The organism is Methylocystis bryophila, from assembly GCF_027925445.1.
Taxonomy (GTDB): domain Bacteria; phylum Pseudomonadota; class Alphaproteobacteria; order Rhizobiales; family Beijerinckiaceae; genus Methylocystis; species Methylocystis bryophila.
The window spans coordinates 4,057,993-4,076,535 of the sequence record NZ_AP027149.1 but is presented as its reverse complement, the minus strand read 5'-3'; the positions used below and the strand labels follow the sequence as shown (position 1 = coordinate 4,076,535).

16 protein-coding genes, 1 tRNA gene and 1 pseudogene are annotated in these 18,543 nt (G+C 63.1%); 7 read left to right on the top strand and 11 right to left on the bottom strand.

Going from position 1 to position 18,543, the window contains the following annotated elements:
* Window positions 1-81: 81 nt before the first annotated feature.
* Window positions 82-1,011, bottom strand: a complete 930-nt coding sequence (locus QMG80_RS18800; protein ID WP_085770558.1) for a sigma-70 family RNA polymerase sigma factor — start codon at window positions 1,009-1,011, stop codon at window positions 82-84.
* Window positions 998-1,459 (bottom strand): carboxymuconolactone decarboxylase family protein, encoded by a 462-nt coding sequence (locus tag QMG80_RS18795; RefSeq protein WP_085770557.1) that lies wholly within the window; start codon window positions 1,457-1,459, stop codon window positions 998-1,000. The genes QMG80_RS18800 and QMG80_RS18795 overlap by 14 nt, the downstream gene beginning before the upstream one ends.
* A 787-nt stretch (window positions 1,460-2,246) precedes the next feature.
* Here QMG80_RS18795 and QMG80_RS18790 point away from each other — a divergent pair.
* Window positions 2,247-2,621: pseudogene (locus tag QMG80_RS18790) on the top strand (DUF2778 domain-containing protein); the annotation flags it as partial.
* 133 nt (window positions 2,622-2,754) lie between these two features.
* Here the strand turns inward: QMG80_RS18790 and QMG80_RS18785 are convergent.
* Window positions 2,755-3,108: a small metal-binding protein SmbP gene (locus QMG80_RS18785; RefSeq protein WP_158658601.1), complete on the bottom strand. Its 354-nt coding sequence runs from the start codon at window positions 3,106-3,108 to the stop codon at window positions 2,755-2,757.
* A 208-nt stretch (window positions 3,109-3,316) separates the two neighbouring features.
* Here QMG80_RS18785 and QMG80_RS18780 point away from each other — a divergent pair.
* The 3 genes from QMG80_RS18780 to QMG80_RS18770 all read left to right on the top strand — a co-directional run bounded on the left by QMG80_RS18780 (window position 3,317) and on the right by QMG80_RS18770 (window position 5,314).
* A tRNA-Glu gene (locus QMG80_RS18780) sits at window positions 3,317-3,392 on the top strand.
* 1,210 nt (window positions 3,393-4,602) lie between these two features.
* On the top strand, window positions 4,603-4,866 hold the full coding sequence (locus QMG80_RS18775) for a YMGG-like glycine zipper-containing protein (RefSeq protein ID WP_085770554.1): 264 nt from the start codon (window positions 4,603-4,605) through the stop codon (window positions 4,864-4,866).
* A 124-nt stretch (window positions 4,867-4,990) separates the two neighbouring features.
* Window positions 4,991-5,314 (top strand): hypothetical protein, encoded by a 324-nt coding sequence (locus tag QMG80_RS18770; protein WP_158658600.1) that lies wholly within the window; start codon window positions 4,991-4,993, stop codon window positions 5,312-5,314.
* Window positions 5,315-6,374: 1,060 nt separating this feature from the next.
* Here QMG80_RS18770 and QMG80_RS18765 read toward each other — a convergent pair.
* The 6 genes from QMG80_RS18765 to QMG80_RS18740 are packed head-to-tail and all read right to left on the bottom strand — an operon-like array spanning window position 6,375 to window position 12,352.
* A complete protein-coding gene (locus QMG80_RS18765) occupies window positions 6,375-7,166 on the bottom strand; it encodes a TonB family protein (RefSeq protein WP_085770551.1) in 792 nt (263 codons plus the stop codon).
* Window positions 7,166-7,588, bottom strand: a complete 423-nt coding sequence (gene exbD / locus QMG80_RS18760; protein WP_085770550.1) for a TonB system transport protein ExbD — start codon at window positions 7,586-7,588, stop codon at window positions 7,166-7,168. Before exbD ends, QMG80_RS18765 begins: the two co-directional genes overlap by 1 nt.
* Before the next feature lie 4 nt (window positions 7,589-7,592).
* The gene (gene exbB / locus QMG80_RS18755) at window positions 7,593-8,393 is read right to left on the bottom strand and encodes a tonB-system energizer ExbB (RefSeq protein WP_085770549.1); all 801 of its coding nucleotides are present in this window, start codon (window positions 8,391-8,393) and stop codon (window positions 7,593-7,595) included.
* A complete protein-coding gene (locus tag QMG80_RS18750) occupies window positions 8,390-9,073 on the bottom strand; it encodes a Fe2+-dependent dioxygenase (RefSeq protein ID WP_085770548.1) in 684 nt (227 codons plus the stop codon). Before QMG80_RS18750 ends, exbB begins: the two co-directional genes overlap by 4 nt.
* A 40-nt stretch (window positions 9,074-9,113) precedes the next feature.
* A complete protein-coding gene (locus tag QMG80_RS18745; RefSeq protein WP_085770547.1) occupies window positions 9,114-9,797 on the bottom strand; it encodes a Fe2+-dependent dioxygenase in 684 nt (227 codons plus the stop codon).
* Between the two features lie 11 nt (window positions 9,798-9,808).
* Window positions 9,809-12,352 (bottom strand): TonB-dependent receptor, encoded by a 2,544-nt coding sequence (locus tag QMG80_RS18740; protein ID WP_085770546.1) that lies wholly within the window; start codon window positions 12,350-12,352, stop codon window positions 9,809-9,811.
* A 371-nt stretch (window positions 12,353-12,723) separates the two neighbouring features.
* Here QMG80_RS18740 and QMG80_RS18735 point away from each other — a divergent pair, with 371 nt between their 5' ends.
* Entirely contained in the window at window positions 12,724-15,030 is a 2,307-nt protein-coding gene (locus QMG80_RS18735) for a tetratricopeptide repeat protein (RefSeq protein ID WP_158658599.1), read from the top strand.
* A 418-nt stretch (window positions 15,031-15,448) separates the two neighbouring features.
* Here the strand turns inward: QMG80_RS18735 and QMG80_RS18730 are convergent, their stop codons facing one another.
* Window positions 15,449-15,790: a ComEA family DNA-binding protein gene (locus QMG80_RS18730; RefSeq protein ID WP_085770544.1), complete on the bottom strand. Its 342-nt coding sequence runs from the start codon at window positions 15,788-15,790 to the stop codon at window positions 15,449-15,451.
* Between the two features lie 204 nt (window positions 15,791-15,994).
* On the opposite strand from QMG80_RS18730, the gene QMG80_RS18725 reads away from it, so the two are divergent.
* The gene (locus QMG80_RS18725) at window positions 15,995-16,261 is read left to right on the top strand and encodes a DUF2312 domain-containing protein (protein ID WP_085770543.1); all 267 of its coding nucleotides are present in this window, start codon (window positions 15,995-15,997) and stop codon (window positions 16,259-16,261) included.
* Between the two features lie 310 nt (window positions 16,262-16,571).
* Window positions 16,572-16,892, top strand: a complete 321-nt coding sequence (locus QMG80_RS18720) for a hypothetical protein (RefSeq protein WP_085770542.1) — start codon at window positions 16,572-16,574, stop codon at window positions 16,890-16,892.
* A gap of 139 nt (window positions 16,893-17,031) precedes the next feature.
* Here the strand turns inward: QMG80_RS18720 and QMG80_RS18715 are convergent, their stop codons facing one another.
* Window positions 17,032-18,507 carry an MBL fold metallo-hydrolase gene (locus QMG80_RS18715; protein ID WP_085770541.1) on the bottom strand — a complete coding sequence of 492 codons (1,476 nt, stop codon included), beginning with the start codon at window positions 18,505-18,507 and terminating at the stop codon, window positions 17,032-17,034.
* Window positions 18,508-18,543: the final 36 nt, after the last annotated feature.

Below are 18,543 nucleotides of genomic sequence, written 5' to 3'. Positions count from 1 at the left end.
GTGCTCCTTTTCTTCGAGGTGATGGCGGCTCCTCAAGGGCTGACAGTTAGGCCGCGGCGAACGCCGCGTGAGAGAATCTTGCTACGTTCCACTGAGCGGCTCGCCTGTCGATAAATGCCGGAGCTTGTCCGGATTCCGGACGATGTAGATTCTGGCGATAAGCGCGTTCTCGATCAGGAGCGCCGTCGTCTGCAGCACGCCGCCGCGTTCGACCGTGACGAACCCCGGCAGCGCGTTGATGAAACCGCGGCGCAGGATCGGCGGCTGCAGATAAGCGGATTTTCGCGCAAGGCCGAGGAACATCCGCGCGACCCGGTCCCGGCCCAGGATTGGGTTGAGGGCCGCGGGCCTTCGCCCACCGCCGTCGGTGTAGGCGACGACCGCCTCGGCAAGGAGTTGTCGCAGCGCGTCGGCATTGCCGGTGCGCGAGGCTTCGAAGAAGGCGTCGGCGATGCGCGGGCCTTCGTCAGAGTTCAAGGCGAAACGCGGCCGCGTGTCGCGGACGCGCTTGCGGGCGCGCGCCGCAAGCTGGCGGCATGCGCTCGCTTCGCGCTCGAGCGTCTCGGCGATCTCGTTGAAGGAAAGGTCGAACAGGTCGTGCAGGAGGAAAGCCGCGCGCTCCAGCGGCGACAGCCGCTCCAACACCAGCATGAGCAGGAGCGACACCTCCTGCGTGTCGGCGCCCTCTTGCTCAGGCGAGGCGATCAGCGGTTCCGGCAGCCAGGGGCCGACATAGCTTTCGCGCCGCACGCGCGCAGATTTCAAATGATCGAGGCAGAGACGCGTTACGACGCGGGCGAGATAGGAGGCCGGAACGCGGATTTCGCTGCGCTCTGCCGCGTGCCAACGCACATAGGCGTCCTGGACGATGTCTTCGGCGTCAGCGACGGAGCCGAGCATCCGATAGGCGATCCCCATGAGCCGCGAACGCAGGGGGCGGAAGGAGGTCGCGGGGTCGATCGCGACCCCCTCGGCGGCTGCGGATGCTGGCGTCGGCTCAGGCGCCGGCATGGCCGGTTCCGACCGGGTGGAGGGAGCGAAAGCCGATAGCGATCCGGTTCCAGGCATTGATGGTGGCGATCAGGAGCGTGAGCTTGACCCGCTCCTGGACCGAAAACTGCGCGCTCAATTGTTCGTAGTCCTCGTCCGGCGCGTGGGTCTGCGACACCAGGGTCAGCGCTTCCGTCCAGGCGAGCGCCGCGCGCTCGCGCGGGCTGTAGAGCGGCGACTCGCGCCAGGCGTCGAGGAGATAAAGACGCTCCTCACTTTCGCCCTTCGCTCGGGCGTCCCTGGTGTGCATATGAATGCAGTATGCGCAGCCGTTGATCTGCGAAGCGCGCGTCTTCACGAGCTCGATCAGGCCGAGCTCGAGTCCGCTCTTCTTCACTTGAGCTTCGAGGTCGAGCATGGGCTGCATGGTCTGCGGCGCGATCTCGTATGGGTTCAGGCGGGGCTGCATGGCTCTCTCACTTTCGAAGATTGTGTTTCTCTGCCCAAGACGAGATAGGAGCGTCCGTTGTGACATGATGAATCGATTGGACGCGGCTCGCGCTGCGAAAGGGGCGACGCCGATGATCATCGGAGATGCGATTCGTCGTAATATACGCTCTGGATAGGAAACTCCTTTCCTTCAGCGCAAACGGAACAGGCGGCGGGCCACGACTGACAAATGGGTGTATCTCGACGCCAAGCCGTCGCGCCACGCGGCGAATGCAATTTCGACTTCGACCGAGGGTGCGGCTGATTGTCTATAATACATTGATAAATATAAATAAAATTAAACATAACGCAGATCCGCGGGCGACGCTTTCGATGGCGGCGGATTTGGTGGGAGAGCGTGTCCCAACTGAGGAGATGCCGGGGATCCGGCTCGGCAGCTGCTGTTTTTTCCGATAGACACTACAGGAAAAATGAACTGCTGGGCTTCCCTGGGAGAGCCGGTTGCTCTAGCTTTGCCGAGATCATGACGCGTGGTGGAGAGTCTCATGGATGGGCAGCACCTCAGCCTGCTGATCTCTGGGGGAGTTCTGCTGGCGGGAGCCCTATGGATTTGCGTTCGCGACGCCGCTCCCGCCTTCAAAGTCGCGGAAACGGTCCTTCTTCTTAGTCTCCCGGTCGTCACGATCGGGGTCATGCTCGGCCTGTTTGGGCCTATCCGCTTCCCGGTCAGTCTCTGGGAGCCGCCCCGCGAGAAGATCGTCCTGCCGGAAATGCCCCCGCTGGCCCCGAAGGATCGCTATGGTCCTCGGACCGCGGTTTACGACATCGCGGCGCACAGGGTTTATTTGCCGAGTGGAAAAACGCTGGAGGCCCACTCCGGGCTGGGCGCTCTGCGCGATAACCCGCGTTACGTGAATCAGCGAAATCGCGGCGCGACGCCGCCCAATGTTTACCAGCTTTCACTCCTCGGGGAGCTGTTCTATGGCGTGCGGGCTTTGCGTCTCACGCCCATCGGCGACGCCCCGGAATTTGGGAGGGACGGGTTCCTCGCGCACACCTATATGCTCGGGTCGGGAGGCGAGTCGCACGGATGCATCGTCTTCAGGGACTATAACAGCTTTCTGCAAGCCTTCCTGAAAGGCGAAATCAAACGTGTCGTCGTGGTTGCTCATCTGGACTGAGATGCTCCGCGGCGCATCCGGCGCGCCACGGGCTTCAACCCACGTCAGCGGGCAACGACATCATGGCGAGGATCCTGGGAGTCGCACGTGAGCCGAGCCATTGCGCTCCTGGAGAACTCGCCCGCGGGCCTTGCTAGCCCTTTTGCAAGTCGGCGAGCGCTTTCTGCGCGTAGCGGGCGGCCCGACGCGAATAGCTCAGCATATGCGTCCCATAGGCCGTCCTGCGCGCGCGGCGCAGCAGAGCGATCGCTCGCTTGACGTTCGCGCTCGGGCGCGTCCTTTGCGCCATTACCGCGTGATCAATCGCATTGTCGATGTGCTGGACGAAAGAGGAGCTATGATGCGGCTGCTCTCCGTAAGGTATCGCCTTGGCGATCTGATCTATGGCCTGGGCGACATGGTCGCCGGCGGCGAACGCGACCGGAACGGCCATCCCCTGGCTGAACGCGAGAGCCATCGCGCCGATCATAAACTGGCGTCGTTGCATGAGCTTCCTCCCTTGCCGCGCCTTGGGCGCTTTCGCCGCGTCTCTCTTTTGGCCCTATATTGCTCAGCAATCGCCAGAAGCAACGGCGCGAAAACGAAAATCTCGCTATGGGTTCGCGGCTCCTTCAGACGCTCCCAAAATCGCTCGACAAACGTTTTCGCCTCTGTGCTTGCTCCGCCGGGGCCTAGCCGCTATAGAGCCTCCCTCCGCTCCCTTCGTCTAGCGGTCTAGGACGTCGCCCTCTCACGGCGAAAACAGGGGTTCGAGTCCCCTAGGGAGCGCCAAAAATTTCAATGCGTTAGATTGCAAATCGGGCCGGCCCAGGGCTCTATACGGAAATTTTACGGAAAAGCTGCCCCCGAACTCCTGCGAATTTTGACGGCGGAGCGCGACGCTCTTGCCTCCTTCCCGACCCCAAGCCCGACGCTGAACGATGAGGCTGCCCCCAGAACATCGAGGTTAAGCCTCGCGCCCAACTTCCGCCCCACAAACAGGGTCCCCTTTAGTCGCGAACAGCTTGTTGTCGCGAAGGAGGCCCAGAATGATCCGCAGATTTGTCAGGATCGTCACCCTGCTCCTCGTCGGGACGTTCTGTTTCGCGCTCGGCGTCTATACGGGGCCGACCGAACCGGTCGTGCAAGTACGCGAAGCGCTCGAGGAGCAGGTCGCCTCCGCCCTGCAATCCCTCCGGGCGCAGACCGAAAAAGCCAAGATTCGCTTAATTGAAGCGACTCGACGGGCGCAACCCGCCGCGACGACCTCGAGCGCCCCCCCGCCGGCTCCCACTGCGGCCGAAAACGCCGCTAAGGGAACCCAGGCGGAGGACGCGAATCCGGGAACGGTGGACAGCAGCGAAAGCCCTACAGCCCATATTGCGCCACCCGTTGCATCGCCTCCACCGGCGCCTTCTGCAGCCCCAGCCCCTTCACCTCAAGGAGTTGAGCGGCCTTCGGCGAATATCGGGCCTTCGAGGTAAAATCATCGTCTTGTCTGTCTGGAGGACAGGGCTTGCTAACGGCGCACGCATGCCCTTCGCCACGGGGTTAGAACCGCGCATCTTGCGCAGATAGCGCGCGAAGTCCGATACGCCCGATGCTCGCGCCAGTCCGGCCACACGTCGTTGGGCTGAGCGCCACAGCTCGAGCAGCGGAGGCGCCAGCGCAGGAGGGGACCGTCACGGCATCGGAGTGGCTCGCCACCGGCCCGGCCGCAGTCGCAGGTCGCGAAGACTGAGCGCACGCCGAGGCTGCGCATGCGAGCGGAGAAGCACTCTGCCGGCAAGGATAATTTCGGAGGCCAGAGGCGCGGCGATCTTTCATCGCGATACCTGATGTATCATAACGCTTGACCAACCGCCCATTGAGATACATGGTGTATCATAAACCGTTTGTAGAGGAACCGCCGCCCAGTGCCATTCCCGCAAAACTGCTTGGTTTGTCCTAAGCGAGGTCCCGCTCTGCGACGGTCGAAACTACAACAAACATAGGAGCGCCAATGACCAGTCTCGCTTTCACTGGATCGCTGAAAAAGCCACTTCTTGTCGCCGCGATGCTGATGGTTACGCTGCCGCTTGTCGGCTGCTACACGCCCGGCGAACGGGCGGCGGGCGGCGCTGTGATTGGCGGCCTCGGCGGTGCGGCAATCGGCACCGTGGCTACCGGCGGCCTTGCCGCACCGGTCTTGGCCTATTCGGCACTAGGAGCTGCGACAGGCGCAGTCATTGGAGCGGCGACCGCTCCTGTGCGGCACTACTACTAGGCGCGTGGCTGCCGCCCTGGATTTTGCCTTCGAAACGACGGGAAGTTGACAGATGCAGTGGATCACAAAGGGGCACTGTGTGCGGGCAGTAACGCGAACCCCATTAGCCGGAGGAGGCGCCAAAATGCGTGGGAAATTTAATTCCGCTCTTTGCGGGGTGCTGTGCGTGGCGACAGCTGTTTTTGGGGCCCCGGTCGAGGCTCTCGCCGGTCCAGCGAGCCTCGCGGACCAAGCGAGCCTGCGGCAGCCTGCTCCGGTCGACTATGTGCATTATCGACGCTACCACAGGCGCTACTATCGTTATGGCTATGACCCGAGCGGCGCGATCTTCGCAGGCGCGGCGATGGGCCTCATGGCGGCGGGCGTCGCAGCCGCAAGTCAACCGCGCTACTACTACGGATATCCAGGGTATTACGGCTATCCCGTCTATGGCGGCTGGGGCTGGTAACAGGGCCGAGAAACGATGCGGCGCCAGCCGAAGCGCCCGCGGATAAAAAACGCCGCGCCCGTAATCCGGGGTCGCGGCGTCTTTGCGGGCGGCGAAGGTGACACGCCGTCTTGTTTGCATTGTAAGTGACTGATTCGGCGAAGACAGGATCCTGCTGCGCCTAATTGAAGCGGCGCCTCAACTTGGCGCGATAGTCGTCGATGATGTGTTGTCCGCCCAGGCGTTCGGCGCTCTTGGCGAACGTCTCCATGAGACTCATTGCCGCCTCGTTCCCGGCCAGGGCGCGGGCCGCGCATCGTTCCAAAAGCCAGGCGCCCCTGTGGCTGGCCGGTTCCGGATCAGGCGTCACCGTGATCGAGCTTTTGCGGGCGTTTATCGGCCGCGCTCCGCAAGCGCAAGAGCGGCCGCGGGTGCTTCGCGTTCCTCGACTTCCAGGACTGAAGCGGCGCAGAGGATGCGGGCTTCAGCAATCCTCAGCATCTCAAGCCCGCCTTCGAAAAAGGCAATCGCACCCTCGAAGCCGTCAATGAATTCGGTAGCGACTTTGTCATCGTCGCCGATCTCGCGAGGTTGACGGCTGCAAGCGCGCTCGCGGTCCAGGTCGCGAGCAAGTGCTTGAACTCCGTTTCGTCAAGCCGATCCGCCAATTGGAACGGCGGTGGATCGATACCGTGCTCGCGCAAAACTCCGCGCGGATCGCGCACAAAGCGCGCGCGCAATGTCTCTTCTTGCCGAAGCCGCATGAAAAAGGCCGCCATAGACAGCGCCCCGCTCTGCGGCTCGGCCTCGGGCGGCGGCGCTTTGGTTGCGACGCTTGGCGTCTCGCCCCGCGGCGTCGTGAAAAATCCGGTGATCAATTGAAACAAACGGCGACTGGACATTTTCATGGCCATGCTCTCCAAAGCGCTTCGCGCACGCAAACATGGTACGGCGCAATCGGTGAAGCCGCAACTCTGCTGTATGTGGCGCGCCAATCATGATGGGGTGAAGCGATATGGCGCTATGACGCGGCCTCGATCGGGTCAGGCGACAGCTCGCGCGCGTCACCGAACCCGATTACTCAATGTTTTCCCGTGCGAAATTGCACCGGGACCTCGAAGGTCAGTCCCTCGTCGGCTATGACCGGCGGCGGCGGTGGAACAGGGTCTGCGCGTTTCATCATGGCGAGCGCCGCGTCGTCGAAGACGCTTTCGCCCGACGACTTCTGCACGCGATAATCGAGAACATGGCCGCGGCGATCGATGGAAAAGAAGATCGCGACCTCGGCCGCGCGGCGTGCGCCCCCGGCGGGATATCGCTTGGCGCGGTTGAGATGCGCCACGAGTTGTTTTTGCCAGCTCAGCACGGCCGCATTGGCCTTGGCGTCGACGCCATGGACAGGCGCGGCCGGCCGTTCCGAGACGGCCTGCGCGTCCGACTTCGGCGGAGCGGTGGCTTCGGAGGCCTGCGACTCGTTGGAGAGGACTTGCTGCGCGCGCTGCGCCTTCTCGTTCTCGTTGGGCTTGAGCGCTTTCTCCTCGCGAGTGATCTCCGCATCCTCCGCTTGGGTCTGCGTGATCTTCTCTTCCTTGCTCTCCTTCGCTTCGGAGGAAGCGACGGACGAGGTCGCGGCGACGGACTCGTCCGTCTCCGGCCCGGGCGGAGCGTCGGGCGTCTCCTGGTCGCGCGGCGCGGAAGGCTCGAGCGCGAGCTCAATGGCGGGCGCGCCGCCCTCTTCGTCGATGTCCTCGCGAAGCTTAACGGTCATCGCCGCGAAGGCGGTCAGATGCAGCGCAAGGGCCGTCGCCGCCGCGAGGCCCCACAGGCGGCCGCTCGGCTGATGCGCGTCGAGAAAACGGGGCGCCGCGCTCATCACGGCCCCTTCGCGCCGCCGGCGTCGAGCGCCACCAAGGCCACCTTGAGATAGCCGCCGGCGCGGAGACGCTCGAGAACAGCCATCATCTCGCCATAGGGCACGGCGGTATCGGCGCGCAAATAGATGCGCCTGCTCTTGTCGCCGCCGCGCGCCTCCAGCGCGGAGATCAAATCGGCGCGCTTGACGGGCGTCTCGCCGAGCGCGAGCGCGAGATCGGACTGGATCGTGACATAGAGCGGCTTATCGGGCTTCTCGTGCGGCGCAGCGTTGGACGCCGGCAGCTCCACGGGAAGATCGACGGTCGCAAGCGGCGCCGCGACCATGAAGATGATGAGCAGCACGAGCATGACGTCGATGAAAGGCGTGACGTTGATCTCGTGAGTTTCTTGAAGATCGTTTTTGGCAAGATGTCCGGCCACCGGCTTACTCCGCTGCGTGAATTTGCCCAGAGGCGCGAGCCTCGTTGCGATCGAGATCGCGCGACACGATGCGCAGCAGCTCGCCTGATAGATTGGACACGAGCTCCAGATAGGCGCCGGTCTCGCGCGCAAGGTGGTTGTAGATCAGCACGGCGGGGATGGCGGCGAAGAGGCCGATCGCGGTCGCGAGCAACGCTTCGGCGATGCCCGGCGCGACCACCGCGAGATTGGTGGTTTGCGCTTTGGAGATGCCGATAAAGCTGTCCATGATGCCCCATACGGTGCCAAACAGACCGACGAACGGCCCTGTCGAGCCAACTGACGCGAGTATCCCCGTGCCTCGCTTGATCGACAGGGCCTCGGCGCGTTCGATCTCCCCAAAGCAGGACGCGACGCGCTCCTTGACGCCAGGTCCGGAAGGAATGTCGGAAGAGAGCTTCAGCTCGCGCGTCGCTTCGCCGAGCAAGGCCTTGGGGAGCTTGTCGCCGGCGCCCAACGCAAGACGCGCTTCAGGCAGTCCGCGCGCGGCGGAGAGCGCGGCGATGGCGTCGAGCGCGCTCTTGCGCGCGCGTTTGAGCTCGATCGTCTTGGCGACGAGCACGGTCCAAGTAACAATCGACGCGATCAGCAAGCTCAGGATCACGATCTTCACGACGAAGTCAGCGTTGACGAACATCGTCAGGAGAGACAGATCGTGCGGCTTGCCGGACGCAACGGCTGCGTCGAGCGCGCGCGACGGCGCCTGCGCCAATGCGGCATGCGGAAATGCGGCGGCGAGCATGAAGAGAGCGGCAGGATGTTTCATATTTCAGCCCATGTCCGGATGAGGTTGTGGTAAGTCGCGGTGAGTTTGACGCAGGCGGGGTCTCCGCCGCCCAATCGTTGCGTCAGAGACTGGATTGTGCGGTCGAGATCGAAAAGCAAAGCGCGCGCCGCATTGTCGCGGATCAGGCTTTGTAGCCAGAAAAAAGACGCGACGCGTTCGCCTCGCGTGACCTCGCGCACGAGATGCAAGCTCGTTGAGGGATAAAGGACAAGATCGCCAGCGCCGAGCTTCACCTCCTGCTGACCGACGCGATCCTCGATCACCAATTCTCCGCCGTCGTAGTCTTCTGGCTCCGAGAGAAACAGCGTCACCGAGAGATCGGTGCGGATCCGAATCTCGCTGTTCGGCGTGGCGCGTATCGCGTTGTCGACGTGCAGACCGAAGCCCTGTCCGACGCCATAGCGATTGAAGAGCGGCGGAAATATGCGTTTGGGCAATGCGGCCGAGATGAAAACCGGGGATCGAGAGAGCGCCTGCAAGACGCCTTCGCCGAGCTTGTGCGCCGCGGCGCTCGCCTGCGGCAACTGCGCGTTGTTCTTGACAAGCATCGACTGCGGGCCCGCCGTCCCTCCGCCGTCCTCCCAATCGGCCTTCGCCATGACCTCGCGAAACGCGATGACCTCCGGCTTTCCGAGAACCTGCGGTATGCAGATCAGCATGCGCGCCTCTTTATGGCGTTTGAGCGCGGCGGCAGCATGCTCAAGCCTCTCCCCAGCTGCGAATGAGATTGTGATAGACGATCGAAAGTCGTCGGATGTCGAGATCGTCTCTGCCCAGGCGCGGCGCCAGATCCTGAATGGAGAGATCGAGATCGTGGACGAGCCCCCGCGCTTCGTCGCCGCGGATCATGCTTTGCAGCCAGAGGAACGCGGCGAAGCGCGCGCCGCGGGTGACCGGCGTCACCATGTGCAGGCTGCCGGCGGAGAAAAGCACGAGGTCGCCCGCGGCGGGCTTGAACCGGCGAGAACCGTAGAGGTCCTCGACGATGAGCTCGCCGCCGTCATATTCCTCGGCTTCCGACAGGAAGAGCGTCGCCGCTAGATCGGCGCGAAGGCGCGCGCCGGTCATGGCGTCGCCCCGAAGGGCGTTGTCGACATGCGGATCGAAATGATCGCCCTCGTCGTAACGGTTGAAGAGCGGGGGGAAGATGCGCAGCGGGATGGCCGCCGAAACGAAGGCGGGATTGGCGAGCAGCGCCGAGACGACACGCGCACCGAGTCTGCGGGAGGCCTCTCCATCCGTTGGAAGCTGACGGTTGCTTTTCACGCGCGCCGAATTGGCGCCGGCGGTTGAGGCGCCATCCTCCCATTCCGCGGCGTCCAGGACGCCGCGGAAGGTCGACAAGTCTTCGCGCTCGAGCGCCTTGGGGACGAGAATGAGAATGGCCGCCCCCTCTAAAAGCGCATGCGCGCTTCGATGGTCACGCTGCGCCCTGGCGCGATTAGCGCGAAGGGCGCGGCCGACTGATAAAAGGCGTCGTAGTAGGTGCGATCGAAGAGGTTCGCGACGAAGAGTTTCATGGTGATGTTCGGCCCGACCTTGGCTTCGGCGAAGACGTCGAAGCGCCAGTGCGACGGCAGCTCGGTCGGAACATTGATGAAGGGATTGGCCTTCGTGGGCGCCGGCAGCCCGGATGCGTTCAGCGACGTCGCGCCGTTCGCCGCCAAATTGGAGCCCCCGTAAATCCTCGACGCATAGACCGCCTGGCCGCCGACTTCGATCATGTCGGTCAGCTCATATTTCGAGAGCAGGCTGAAGGATTGATGCGCAATGTTCGCGAGCTGCAGGCCGACATTGGTCGGGGCGTAGGATTTCGTCACGCGAGAATCCATGAGCACTAGACCGCCGATGAGGCTCCATTTGTCGGTGACCTTTCCGGCGGCTTCGAGATCGAGACCCTGAATGCGGTAGGCTGCCTCGGCCGTCGTCACGCCGCCGATCACCTCGCGCGCGCCGCTGACGGTCGTCTTGAAGAGCGCCGCCGTCGCGAGCAGGCGCCGGTCGAACAGCTCCCACTTGGTCCCGATCTCGGAGGCCCGATTATATTGCGGCGGAAAGATCTGATCCGCAGCGTTGAGGCCTCCGTAATTCGCGGCGCTTCCGTCGAGTTCGGCGCCGACCGGATTGGCGGAAGTCGCATAGGCGGCATAGAGGCTCGCATAGGGAAGCGGCTTGAGGACGAGGCCCCCATTGTAGTTGATGAGACCCGAATTGTTCTCCGCCCAGGTCGACGCCGAGCGCGACGTGATGTGGTAGTCGTCGTAGCGCACGCCGCCGTTGACCAGCACGACGTCCTGGTAGTTGGCGGTCTCGATGAGATAGCCGGATTTCGTATCGACGCCGATATAGGTCGGGTTGAGGGATCGATAGGGTTGGATGAGCACCGGGAGCTCGTTGGGCGGCAGGAACAAATTAGCGGTGAGGCTTCCCGAGCCGCTAAAGCCCCCGGCCGAGCCTTCCGAGTTCAGCCCCGAGTAGGTGTCGCGGGTGACGAACTCCCGCGAGATCTCGACGCCCGGCACGACCGCGTGCTTGACTGGGCCGGTGTCGAATTTGAGCAAGCCCTCGGTCTGGTTGGCCGTCACATTCGCCACCTGATAGCGGCTCTGCGGGTTGAGGCTGACGGTCGAGCCAATGATATTTGGTGTGATCGTCGGCGACTCGGCGAGCGTTCCGACATAATTCAGGACGGCGCGCTCCTGCCGAGTCTTATTGGTGAGCAGGACGGCGTCGTTGACGCGATATTCGGCGGTCAGCGTTCCGAAGTCCTGCCCGGCTCTCTGGAAGTCGCGGTTCACGAGCCCGAAATAGCTGGCGCGCGGGATAACCCCTTCGGTGAAGGGCCGATTGGTGATGCGGTTGTATGGCACGCCGAAGTCTGGAAGCCCGGACAGCCGCACATGGTTGTATTCGGCCGAGAGCTTGAAATTATCGAAGGGCTTGAAGACTACGGAGCCCGCGACGCCATTGCGGTCGTCCACGACATAGCCGCGACCGGCGACATTGGCGTCCTGAAACAGTCCATTGAGGCGCACGGCGAGGACAGGATTGATCACCTTGTTGACGTCGAGCGTGACGCGCTTCGTCCCGTCGGAGGGCGAGCCCTGCACGACCCCGTCGTAGAAGTCTCCCCGATCGGTCGCCTGCTTCGTGACGATGTTTACCGCGCCGCCCGCCGTGCCGCGTCCGGCGAAGGTCGACCCGGGGCCGCGCAGGATTTCGACCTGCTCGGCGTAAAAGGTTTCGCGCACGCTGACGGCGGGGTCGCGGATGCCGTCGACGAAAACATCGTTGCGGGCGTCGAAGCCGCGAATGAAGAAGCGGTCGCCGAAGGCGTTTCCACCTTCGCCCGTGCCAAGCGTCACGCCGGCGGTGCTGCGCGCGATTTCACGTAACGACGTCGCATTCTTGTCCTGAAGCACTTCCTGCGTCAGCACGGTGATCGTGCGCGGCGTGTTGAGGATTGGCTCGGTGAACTTCAGCGATGCGACGCGGTTCGCCTTATAGGGCGCGGCCGGATCGGCGTAAGGGTCGCCGTCGGCCGGCCCCACGGGCCCTGTAGCGGCGGCTCCGGTCCCCTCGCCCCCCGCGCCGGCGAGCGTCGACGTCGAAGCGCTCGCGGGTCCCGAGGCGCCGCCACGCGCGACATGCGTTGCGTGCTGACTCGGCGCGTGCGCGCGGCGCGGCTTCGCGGCTGCTATGGCGACGGGCTTCGCCTTGGGAGCGGCGAGCGGACGCGGCTTTTCGCTCGGCGCATCGACTTTCACAGGCGGTAGAGTCGTGGTCGCATTTTCCGCGACCGCCACCGCGCCAACCCCTGACGCGAGAACGGCGGCGACGCCCGCGACCTTTTTGGGTCTATCGAGGGGCGCTCGGAACACCCGTCGTTCATCCCGATTGAACGACCGTAAGGACAAGGGACGCTTGGCGGCAGACATTGGACTACCTCATGTTCGAGATCAGATCGCGTTTGCGTTTCCGAAAATGGCGACTGTGTGAATGCTAAGTTCAGCATGAGGAGAGATCAATTGCCGCGCCGGTTACGCTGGAACCTTTACAATTAATGCAGACTCATAGAAGAACTGCGGGATTCAATGATAGAAAGGCTGAAACAGACGGGAAAATTGAAACTCTTCCAATTCCAAACAGCGTGATTTAGCTTCCAAGCCTCGACGATATGTTGCAAATTTGCCACAGCTGATGTCCGTCGCACTTCTTTGGCATCGGCGATGCCAGGCCACAGCTCATCGCGCGAGAGGGAAAGCGCTGCATAATTCGCATGGGATGTGATGGTTGCGCTGCGCCGCACATGAGCCGTTCGTCAGATCATGCAGCGCCCTCGCGCCCTGGCCCGCGAACCAATCTCGCCCGATCGACGCAGAAATTTCGCGTCGAGCGCCGCGATCAGATCGATCGGATCGAGCGCGTGCTTCAGCGAGACGCGCATCGTGTCGTCGCCGTGGTCTTGCGGGGTCCCCCCGGCTGCGGCAATAGCTGGCTGGCGTCGGCCTATGCTGAACACACACGCGCCGACTATCGCCTCATCTGGAGGTTGCGCGCGGATAGCGAGGCGACGTTACGGGCCGATCTCCTGGATCTCGCTTTGGAGACGAGCGGGCTCGCGCGACCGGCGTCCGAGGAACAGCTGGTCGAGTCGGCGCTTGATTTCATCAACAATGCGGGAGCCGACTGCCTCTTTATTTTCGATCACGCCGACGAGAGCGAGCTCATCGAGCGCTACTGGCCTCAATCGGGCGCGGCGCGAGTCCTGACGATCACGTCGCTCGACAGTGAGCCGCAACGCGGAGAGCGCATCGAAATCCAGCCTTGGCCAAGCGACGCCAGCGTCGATTTTCTCCTGGCCTGTGGCGGCCTCCTCAAGGAGCGGCGCGAAGCCGAGGCGCTTAGCGACGTTCTCGGAGGCCTCCCTTTGGCGCATGCGCTTGCGGCCGCATATTGCGCGCAGACGAAGATAGGCTTCGGGGAGTATCGCAACCGTCTCGAAGCGGGCAGGGCCGACGCGGGCGAAAAGGACGACGTCGTCGCGAGCGCCTATGCGCTGAGCATCCGCGCCGCAAAGCAGTTCCATCCCGCGGCCGGGAGGCTAATGGAGAGCGCCGCCCTTCTGGGAGCTGGGTCTCTGCCGCTAGCTTTTTTTTATGAGAGCTATCTGCCGCTCATGCCTCGAACCCGCAGAGCGCGGGCCTCTTCGCCGACTCTGCGCTCCGTGGCTACCGCTTTCACTGCCTTAGCCCGACGACCCAAATGCCGGACAGAAGACGTTGGCGCGCGCGAACTGACGGGATGGCGTCCTCTCTCGAAAGACGAGCTCAATGAAGCGGTCGCGATCTTGGAGTCCTTCGGGCTCGTCGCTTCAGACGCGCGCTCAGCCGGTGATGCGGCGGCGGCTCGTAGGAGCGCCTTTGAAATCCATCCGCGGTTGCGAAGGATTATCCTCGCAGGCGCAGATCGAGAAGCGGTCGAGCCGCTGTTGGATGCGCTGCAAAGGCTCCTCGCAAGGGAAGCGCAATCCGGCGACCCCTTGTCGAAAAAAGCGCGAAGCCTGAGGACGATGGCGACAGCGCTGCTCGACGCGTCGGCGGCGACAGGCGGATTGCAGGAAGAAGCCATTTCCCTGCACGCGGAACTGGCGCGCAGCTTTCGCGACGCCGGCAGCGCGGTCTCCGTTCCGATCGCGCTATTCGAGAAGGCGATCACTCTCGCCGAGCTCCGCCCCGGCGCCGAAAGCGAGAAGCTTTCGTCGCTCCTCGCGGAGATCGCCGCGCTTTACGCCGATAAAGGCGGTGACGCTGAGAATGCGCGCGCCGTTGCGCTCTTTGCAAAAGCCTTGACGGTAGAGCAGGCGGGGCGCGGCGATGGTTCCGCACTGCCTTTGCGCCTGTCCGATCTCGCCCTCGCGCTGCGACGGCTCGGAGGACGGGAAAATCTCGAAAGAGCCGTCGAGTTCTATGGCCAAGCGCTGGAGATCGAAGAGGCCCGCCACGGCGCAGGCGCGCCCATCGTCGCGATCAGACTCGCCAATCTCGCGGCCGCTCGGGAAGAAATCGGCGAGCGCGACAACCTCATCCAATCTCGGGCGCTGCTCGAGCGCGCGCTACGCATCGAGGAAGCGGCTTTAGGAGAAGCGCATCCCTATGTCGCCTTGCGCCTCTCGAGCCTCGCTTGGACCCTCAAGAGGCTGGGCGGAGCCGAGAATCTTGGTCTCGCGGCCGCCTGCCTCGTTCGCGCGCTGAAGATTGAGGAAGCAGCGAACGGGTCCGATCATCCTCACGTCGCGATCCGTCTATCCAATCTCGCGCTCGTGCTGAAAGAGATCGGCGGGGGCGATAATCTCGACCTTGCGGCGATGTGTCTCGAACGCGCGCTCGTCATCGATGGACGCACGATCGACGAAGCGGACCCGGAGCACGCCAAGCACCTGTCGAATCTGGCGGCGATCCTCTTGCAGCTTGGCGGGGACAAAAACCTAAGGCGCGCTGAACATTGCCAAAGGGAAGCGCTCCGCCTCGATATTCAGAACCTGGGAAAGGATCATCCGCAGGCGGCGCTAAATTTACTGGCGCTTTGTGCGATTCTTCGGGCGCGCGGAGTTTGAAAGTCTCGCCTGAGCGCGGAAAGCTGGAGAACGAGGGCATTGAGATTCTCCATGAAACGTCCTTGCGCCGAAATCGTCGCGCCAGCCCGCGGCGCGCTTCCCGCTCGAACGCAATCGTTTGAGCAGGAAGGCTTCGCGAGCTCATGCTGCTCGATCGCCGCCTTCCGGATGGAGATAGCGTGTCGGCGATCCGAAGGTTTCGCGCGCTGCAACCCGTCCTGCGCATCGTCGTCGTGATAGCGAGCGATACGCTTCAATCCGACCCTGCGGCAGAAGGGCCGGATATGGGTTGAGGACACCCCTGTCGGCGGCGCGACGTTCAAGCTCTCGTTGGGCCGCCAGAACGACGCCGCAGCGAGTGCAGTTGAGCAAACGCCGCGCGGTCGCGGCGTTTGCGATCGATGCGAAATTTCCTCGATCAGTGCGCGATCGTCCCGCTCGCGCCGACGGTCAGATGCTCCTTGACCTTGGCGAAGGCGTCCTCGGGAATGATCTTATTCTTGGTCAACTCGTCCAGGCTCTTGAAGGGACGGCCCTTCACGATCGCCTCGACCATGCTCTTATCGAGGCCTTTAACGCTGGCGAGCTGCTCGGGCGTCGCGGAGTTGACGTCGAGCGGCGCGACCACGCCATGCGCGGCCGGATGGGCGGGAGCCGCCATCGGCGCGGCGGGCTTGCTCGCGGGCGCGACGCCAGCGGTTTGCGCGAAGGCCGGGACGGCCGACAAAATCGCAACGGTGAAGAGAGCGGCGCGGATCATATTGGGCACTCCATTTGTCGAAACCCGTGTTTCGATCGACGCGCCTAAAGTGCCGCGAGCGCCTTGAACCACGCGTGAATGAGGCGTTCATCGGGAATTCATGCAAGCTCTCGCCATGAAAAACGCGACCAAGAAGCGAGTTAACGACTCTCTTACCCCAGGAGCCATAGCCTCCTCCCGCACCAACCCAGGAGGTCACGCAAAATGGATACCGTGGGAATCGCGGGCGACCGCATTCGCTCATTCGTCGAGCGCATTGAGCATGTCGAGGAAGAGATTAAGGCCCTCAACGAGGGCAAGAAGGAAATCTTCGCGGAAGCGAAAGGCGATGGTTTCGATGTGAAGGTGCTCAAGGAGATCATTCGTCTGCGTAAGCAGGACAAGGATGAGCGCGACGAGCATGAGTCCTTGCTCGACCTCTATCTCAGGGCAATGGAGACGCCTGACGCCGAGCGAGCAAAGGCCGCTTAGGGGACGCGCGAAGGACCCGCTCCAATCGTAAGAATCGATCACGCTTTCTGCGTTCAGGCGATACTGCCTGAACGCAGCGTGATCTAAGGGCTCGACGCGCTGCCGGTGAGCCCCGTGAGCCGCCGCGCGCGAGACTTGGCCCCCGCCGCGGCCGCTTCCCTTCTCTCCTCTTTCCTCTCGCCTCCCGCTCCCTTCCTCGCCGCAGACTCGACGTCGGCTCTAGGCGCGCTAGATCCTAATCGTGGCGCTCAAGGCGTCGACGTTCAGACCGGCGGCGCCCCGGATGCTTTGACCCGAAGGAGGGGCCAAGATGCACGCAAAACTCAAATCGACCCTTTGTGGAGCGCTCGCTCTGGCGACTTCGATTTCCGCGGTTCCTGTCGATGTTCTCGCCATGCCCGCGAGCGTCCCGAGCCAGGCGGGCCTGAGGCTTCCCGATCCTATCGACTCTGTCTATCGCCGCTACTATCGGCGCTATCCCTATCGCTATGGCTATCGTTACGATCCGAGCGGAGCAATCTTCGCAGGCGCGGCGATGGGCTTGATGGCGGCGGGGATCGCGGCCGCGAGCCAGCCGCATTACTACTACGGCTACCCGGCCTATTACGGCTATCCGGGCTGGGGCTGGTGAGCGCCGGCGAGAGTCGATGACCGAGCCAATATAGTCCGGGGCTCTAGAGCGCGATGCGAGAAGGCGGAAACCGGCTTTTCGCACGCGCTCTAAAACTAGTCCTTTTCGATCGCGTGATTCCACGCGATCGGGGCGCGCTCTAGTTTACGCTCGCCTGCTTCTTGCCGATCACAGCGCGTAATTCGTCGATCGTCGCTACGCGCCCGTGCAGACCGGCTATGCGCTCGACATTGAGCCCGAGCTTCTCGATCGTCTCATAGAGGTTGACCGAGAAGGGGTTGGGACTCTTCGGCGCCGAAGCGCCCGGGGCTGCGGGGGTATAGGCGTCCGCTTCAACGATCAGCTTTTCCTTGGGCAGATAGACCAAAGCGAGATCGTCGCTGTGGCCACTGCCGGCAATGTGGCGAATTTCGATCGGCCTCTCGGCGTCGCCCAGCGTATGATTATGTTCGTAGGTCTCGAACTTCGCCGCCTTCTTCGAGAGCGCAAGTCGATCCGGACGCAGCGTTCTCGGTTGCGCCCAGGCCTTCTCATAATAGGCCTTGCTGAGATCCTGCGTGACGATGGTCGCGCCGGCGTCGGCGAAAGTGCGCAAGCCGCCGGAATGATCGAAATGCACATGGCTGTTGATCACATATTTGATCGGCTTGCCTGGGATGATCTCGCCGATCTTCTTGATCAGCGCCTCCGAACGGTCTTCGTTGAGCGGCGCCTCGATGAGCACGACGTGATCCTTCTCCTCGACCGCGACGCTGTGATGCGTGCCGCCGGTCAGATAATAGACGCCGTCGCCGATCTTCTCCGACGCCACCGTTACGGGGTTGGCTGTGAGGCTGGCGATGTTAGCCGGAACGGGAATATCCGCCGGCCCGTTCAGCTTCGCGGACGCGACATTGATGTGCAGCACTGGGAAACCGCCCTCGTTTCGCGAAATTTCGCTGGGGAAGGCAAGGCCGCCGAAGTCCTTATAGCCGGAGAAGCTCGTCTCGATCAGCGTGTCGCCAAGCACTGGCGTGTCGACCCAGGTCTTGATCGAGGAGACGTGATTATCGGCGCCAATCACGCCGACATAACGGTTCTTGCCGATCGAGAAACTGACTTCCACGCCGTCGCCCGAGGCCTTCGATTCCGCGTTGTTCGCCAGCGCGGCCTTCAGGAAACCCTGGGGAGTCGACACGATGTCGGCTGCACGCTCGTCGCGCTGGATAAAGGCGGGGATCGCCACGGGCGCGGCGTCGGGCGCAGCGCCCGGCGGGGGCGCGACATTCCAGGACTTGTCGCCAGAAACATACCAGTCCGCCTTCTGCTCCGTGGGCGTCGGGCGCGGACGTCCGTCCAGGACCTGAATGCGGGCGAATTGAACATGCTCTGCGTTGGAGTCGAAATTGATCGTCGCAGAGTATGATGTCACGTCGAATTTTGGCCAGGCGCCCCCTGGAACGGGCGCCTGTCCGAATTGCCACCAATGGCCGGCGCCCGAAAACTCCAGCGTCTTGGCGTTTGTCGCGGAAAGGAGAGCGGCGGCCTCGTGAAGCGAGGCGGCGTTGGCGGCGTCGGCGTGAAGGGCGCCGGCGATGAGAAGGGTGACGGCGGAAACGATGGCTTGGCGTCGCATATGAGCTCCTATTGCGTTTTAGGACGTCTCGATTAA